Origin of the sequence: Trichlorobacter sp., from assembly GCF_030247655.1 — a bacterium.
Taxonomy (GTDB): domain Bacteria; phylum Desulfobacterota; class Desulfuromonadia; order Geobacterales; family Pseudopelobacteraceae; genus Trichlorobacter.
On record NZ_JAOTRZ010000199.1, the window covers coordinates 1 to 5504 of the forward strand.

Sequence of the window (5504 nt, forward strand, 5' to 3'; positions counted from 1 at the left end):
AGTGTAAGCAGGCAATGAAAAACCGGAATTTTTAAAAAACTCCTCCACCGCCTTTTTACCACCTTCATCAACCGAAACACAGACCATTTGAAACGGCTTGCCTGCCATAAACGTGTTCAACTTCATCATGGAAGGGATCTCTTCACGGCAGGGAGGACACCAGGTGGCCCAGAAGTTAAGCAATACCACCTTCCCCTTCAAGGATGCCAGTGTCAGTTGCTGATTATCCAGTGAAACCACACTGATCTCCGGGGCCTGACTCTTTTTTGCTGGAGCTTTGCCCGGCATGTCAGATTTTTCTTTACTGCAACCAGCGGCAAGCGCGACAGCACAACACAGCAGTACCAGTATCTTTTTCATCTCTGTAGCCTCCAAAATCAAAAACGGAATATAAAGCGGAACCAGGAACCGGCTGGTGTGACTTAACGGTTTCGAGTCACTACATATTTTGCCAGATCCAGTAGAGCTTTTTTGCAGGTAGTATCAGAAAAGCAGGAGAGATGACGGGCACAGTTTGCAACGCAGCCACAGGCTTTTTCAACCGTATACTCAATACCACCATAGGTCTGAACCAGGCCGGAAACCAGACGAAAATCTTCAGGAGTCAGTACATCCTTTTCAATAATCGCCGTTACCGCTTCATGCTCTTCATCATTACATCCACGCAGCGTATGAATCAGCGGCAGCGTCAGTTTGCCTTCTTCAAGATCATGGCCGATGCTTTTACCAAACTCTTCTTCAGAGGCAGTATAGTCGAGAATGTCATCCATCAGCTGGAAGGCGATCCCCAGCTCCATACCAAAATCGGCCAGAGCCTGTTCCTGCTCCGCTGAAACACCACCAAGAATGGCACCACACTGACAGGCAGCAGACAGTAGCACGGCTGTCTTGGCGCGCACTACCTCAATATACTGTTCTTCGGTAAGATCAACCTCACCGGTATACAGCAGTTGTAACACTTCACCTTCGGCAATTACCGTAGTGGCACGGGACATAACCCGTAACACATCAAGGCTGCCGGCATTAACCATCAGGGAAAATGATTTTGAGAAAAGAAAGTCGCCGATCAGAACAGAGGCCTCATTACCCCAAAGGGTATTGGCAGAGGCAAGCCCACGACGCAGGGTGGCACTATCAACCACATCATCATGCAGCAGGGTGGCAGTATGGATAAACTCAACCACACTTGCCAAAGGAATGGCCTGATTACCTTGATACTCACACAAACGGGCAGCCAAAAGCAGCATGGCAGGGCGGATACGTTTGCCCCCGCTGGCAAGCACGTACTCACCCACCTTACGGATAAGCGGAACATCAGATTCAAGATCTTTTCTGAACTGTTCCTCTACCTGCTTAAGATCATCACCTATCAGTTCTAATGCAGCCTGCATTCCAGTCCAATCCGTTACGTAAAGTTTTCACATACTACTGAAGCGCGGCTTATTTTGTCAAAGCATTTCTGGCCGCATCTTCAGGCCTAAACGCGTATAAAGTTGCCTGTATGCACAATCCGGTGTATAGCATTAAAAGTCGTATACCTTACGCTTCAAGATGGAAACAAATCGATGAAATTCAGCGAACTTTCGCTCCCCAATCAAGTATTGCAGGGAATCAACCAGGCAGGTTTCAGTGAGTGCACCCCTATTCAGGCTCAAACCCTGCCTATCTCCTTAGGCGGCAAAGATGTTGCTGGCCAGGCGCAGACCGGCACCGGCAAGACTGCAGCCTTCCTGATTACACTCTTTACCAAGTTGCTCGCCACACAGGAAGAAGCAGCTAACAACACCCTGCCTCGCCCACGCGCACTGATCCTGGCGCCTACCCGAGAGCTGGTGGTGCAGATTGAAAAAGATGCCCAACTGCTTGGCAGCCACTGCGGTTTCAACATTCAGGCCATTTACGGTGGCGTTGATTATATGAAACAGAAAAATGCCCTGAAAGACGGGGCTGACGTCGTTATCGGTACGCCGGGCCGTTTGATCGACTATCTGAAGCAGAAGGTTTACTCCCTGAAACATATTGAGATGTTGGTGATTGACGAGGCTGACCGGATGTTTGACATGGGCTTTATCCCTGATTTGCGCTACATCCTGCGTCGTCTTCCCCCCTTTGATAAGCGTCAGAACCTGATGTTTTCAGCAACCCTGAATCAACGGGTAATGGAACTGTCCTATGAGTTCATGAACGTGCCTCAGAAGGTCTCGGTGACGCCTGAAAAGATGACTGCTGAGCGGGTTGAGCAGCGACTCTACCATGTGTCCAACAAAGAAAAATTCCCATTACTGCTGGGCCTTTTACGACGCGAAGGAATGGCCCGTACCATGCTCTTTGTCAATACCAAACGGGAAGCAGAACGGTTGCAAGATCGTTTAAATGCGAACGAGTTCCCCTGCCGAGTGATTTCAGGAGATGTTGATCAACGCAAGCGGATGAATATCCTGGAACAGTTTAAACGGGGAGAGCTGGCAATTCTGATTGCTACGGATGTTGCCTCACGGGGCCTGCATATTGACGGTGTCTCCCACGTCATCAATTACGACCTGCCCCAGGATGCTGAAGACTATGTTCACCGTATCGGTCGGACCGCCCGGGCTGGTGCTGAAGGCAAGGCGATCTCCCTGGCTGATGAGGATGGAGCCTTTTACCTTGAGGCGATCGAAGAGTATATCAAGCATAAGGTTCCTGTTGAGTGGGCTGAAGACGACCTTTTCATACATGATTACAAACGGCCAAAGCACCGCCCCCCCACTCCGCCTGCCGCGATCAGGCAGCCCCACGGGCAGCGCCACAAACCAAAGGATCAAAAAAACGTAGCGCAACAGCCGACTGTTTCAGACCCGGAAAAAAAGAAGCGCCGTCCACGGCGTAAAAAGCCGGACAGCGCCTCAAAAACAGCCAGCACACCTAAAGTAGACTAAGTTTTCTGGTAAGCCCTTTTAATATTGTTTCCTTTCAGGTATTGCAGCAAAAAATACAACGGCACCACCAAAAGGGCTGATACCAGTAGAGCACTTAACAGTTCAACAAGATAGGCCCACCAGGGTGGAGAGATCGATTTTACGATCCAGACGCCGTACTGTCCCAGCTCGTAAACCGGCACCAACACCAGAGAGGCTGTGACAACCTGTTGCAGTCTCGGCATTCCCCACTCAGCGCGCTGCAGAAATCCAAATGCAGCACACAGAACAGCCACACCAAAAAGAAGCTCAACCCAGGGCAAAAACCCGTATCCCCAAAAAACCTGCCAGGCAGAAACCGGTTCAACGGATTGAGCCGACAACTGAGTCTGAATGTCTGTTCCCTGGTATACCAACACCCCCCACCCACCGACCGCAACCAATAATACTGCACACGCAGCAGCTCCCCAACCTATAGCAGCCACGGGATCAAAGCCATCTGCAAAAGACGCTAGGTTAATCTTTATTTTTTCAGGTTCAGGTGCTGGTGCTGAGGCTGGATATTTCGAGCCTGTCGGTAACGGTTGAGCTGCTGCCGCCTCTGCCCGATAGTTCCGGTTCAGAACCTCACGTTCCCGTTTTCTGGCATCTTCCTCACGTTTGCGCTCTGCTGCCGTTTTAACATCCGCTCCGCAGTGAGGACATTCGTCAAAAACCTCTTCACAGAAGGTACTATACCCACAGGTTGGACAGGTGTTGCTTGCAAAGGCAGAGGTAGCTTTTTTACGTGGCTTAACAATACGAAAACTTTCTTTACAGCGTGGGCAGGCAAGCATCATACCGTCATCAGGAATCTCCAGGTCATTGACATTTCCGCTTGCTTTGCATGAAGGACATTCAATTCGCACACTCATTACCCCGCTGTTGCTATGATGAAATTACGAATCTGCTCACTATCAGCCGACATCCGCACACAACGGGTGGGCAATCCTTCCAGTTGCGCAATGGCCGGTGGTACCGGCACCGGTTCGCCGGTTGCTTCCACCACAGCATCTCCAAACTTTGCCGGGTGAGCCGTGGCCAGGCAGACCACCGGTGTGCCATCAACTATCAACTCCTGAGCTGCCCGGACCCCAACCGCAGTGTGGGGATCCAACAGATAGCCGGTCTCCTGTTTAAAGCGTCCGATGGTCTCCAGAGTCTGTTCGCGTCCTACTGATGCAGAACTAAAATCCTGACGAACCTGCTGCAGCTCTGCGTCACTAAAGCTGATTTTCCCCTCAGCCTTGAGCTGGGAAAAAGCAGCAGAAACACGGGCTGCATCTTGGTTGAAGAGATAGTAGAGGTAACGCTCAAAATTGGAAGCCACCTGAATATCCATGGATGGCGACAGGGTTTGTACCACGCTGCCAACCGAGTAATCTCCCTGATTGATAAATCGGGTCAGAATATTGTTCTCATTGGTTGCCAGCAGCAGTTTTTCAATTGGCAGCCCCATCTGCTGCGCCATGTAACCGGCAAAGATATCACCGAAATTACCGGTGGGTACCGAGAAGACCACCTTCTGCCCCTTTTCAGCCACCCGCAGCCAGGCATAGATATAGTAGACCACCTGAGCCAGTACCCGGGCCCAGTTGATGGAGTTAACGGCCCCAAGGGAGTATTTCTGCTTAAAGGCAAGATCTCCCATCAGTGCCTTCACAATATCCTGACAGTCATCAAAGGTGCCATCTGCAGCAATATTATGCACATTTTCATCCAGCACCGAGGTCATCTGCAGCGCCTGCACCGGTGACGTCTTGCCATGGGGATGTAGAATGAAGATGCTGATGCCAGCCTTGCCCCGTACACCATGGATCGCGGCACTACCGGTATCTCCGGAGGTAGCTCCCACAATGGTCAACCGCTCATTGCGCTCATGTAGGATATACTCAAAAAGATTGCCCAGAAACTGTAGTGCCACATCCTTAAAAGCCAGAGTTACGCCATGGAACAGCTCCAGAATATAAACGCCGTCCTTCTTGACAACCGGAGTTACCTCTGGATGACTGAAGGTGGCATAGGAACGTTCAATCAGGGCCTGAAGGTCTGCTGACGGAATATCATCAACAAAACGTGAAATAACGTTAAAGGCAAGTTGCGGATAGGAAAGAGAACGCCATGATTCCAGTTCTTCAGCTGAAAAGGCAGGAATTGACTCAGGCAACAGAAGGCCGCCATCATTAGCCAGACCCATCATAACGGCATCTTTAAAACGTACCGGCGCAATGCCGCCACGAGTACTTATATAACGCATGGGAATTCCTTTCAGATATAGAGGGCAACGCTTTTATGTAGCAGGTTTGGATAAAAAAAGCTAGAGGCTGACCGGACGTAACTCTCCTGGTGAAAACAGAAAAAAGACACGAAAAATACAATATTTATAGAACTCAGAAAACAACAACCGGAAGCTTCCAAGATGATTCCACCACGCCTCTTTGACATTACTGCTGTCAACCGGATAGGGATACAAAGCGACTTCAGGTGGAAGTGCATTGCGAAAGAGTATGGCTGAGCGTTTCAAGTGATAGCGGGAGGTGATCAACAATACCGAGCGGACCTTGTGTT

General features: G+C 50.1%; 5 protein-coding genes and 1 pseudogene. 1 reads left to right on the plus strand and 5 read right to left on the minus strand.

Translation table 11 applies throughout. From position 1 onward, the window contains the following. The coding region (locus OEL57_RS13615) for a TlpA disulfide reductase family protein (protein ID WP_300741154.1) at positions 1–360 on the minus strand (360 nt) is incomplete at its 3' end. A gap of 62 nt (positions 361–422) precedes the next feature. Beyond that, a complete protein-coding gene (locus OEL57_RS13620) occupies positions 423–1391 on the minus strand; it encodes a polyprenyl synthetase family protein (RefSeq protein ID WP_300741155.1) in 969 nt (322 codons plus the stop codon). 174 nt (positions 1392–1565) lie between these two features. On the opposite strand from OEL57_RS13620, the gene OEL57_RS13625 reads away from it, so the two are divergent. Continuing rightward, positions 1566–2918, plus strand: a complete 1353-nt coding sequence (locus OEL57_RS13625) for a DEAD/DEAH box helicase (RefSeq protein WP_300741157.1) — start codon at positions 1566–1568, stop codon at positions 2916–2918. Here OEL57_RS13625 and OEL57_RS13630 read toward each other — a convergent pair. The 3 genes and pseudogenes from OEL57_RS13630 to OEL57_RS13640 form a co-directional block, all read right to left on the minus strand. After that, positions 2915–3811, minus strand: a complete 897-nt coding sequence (locus OEL57_RS13630) for a zinc-ribbon domain-containing protein (protein ID WP_300741159.1) — start codon at positions 3809–3811, stop codon at positions 2915–2917. The two genes, OEL57_RS13625 and OEL57_RS13630, sit on opposite strands and share 4 nt — an antisense overlap. Beyond that, entirely contained in the window at positions 3811–5193 is a 1383-nt protein-coding gene (gene thrC / locus OEL57_RS13635) for a threonine synthase (protein WP_300741161.1), read from the minus strand. The genes OEL57_RS13630 and thrC overlap by 1 nt, the downstream gene beginning before the upstream one ends. 60 nt (positions 5194–5253) lie before the next feature. Continuing rightward, positions 5254–5504: pseudogene (locus OEL57_RS13640) on the minus strand (YdcF family protein); the annotation flags it as partial.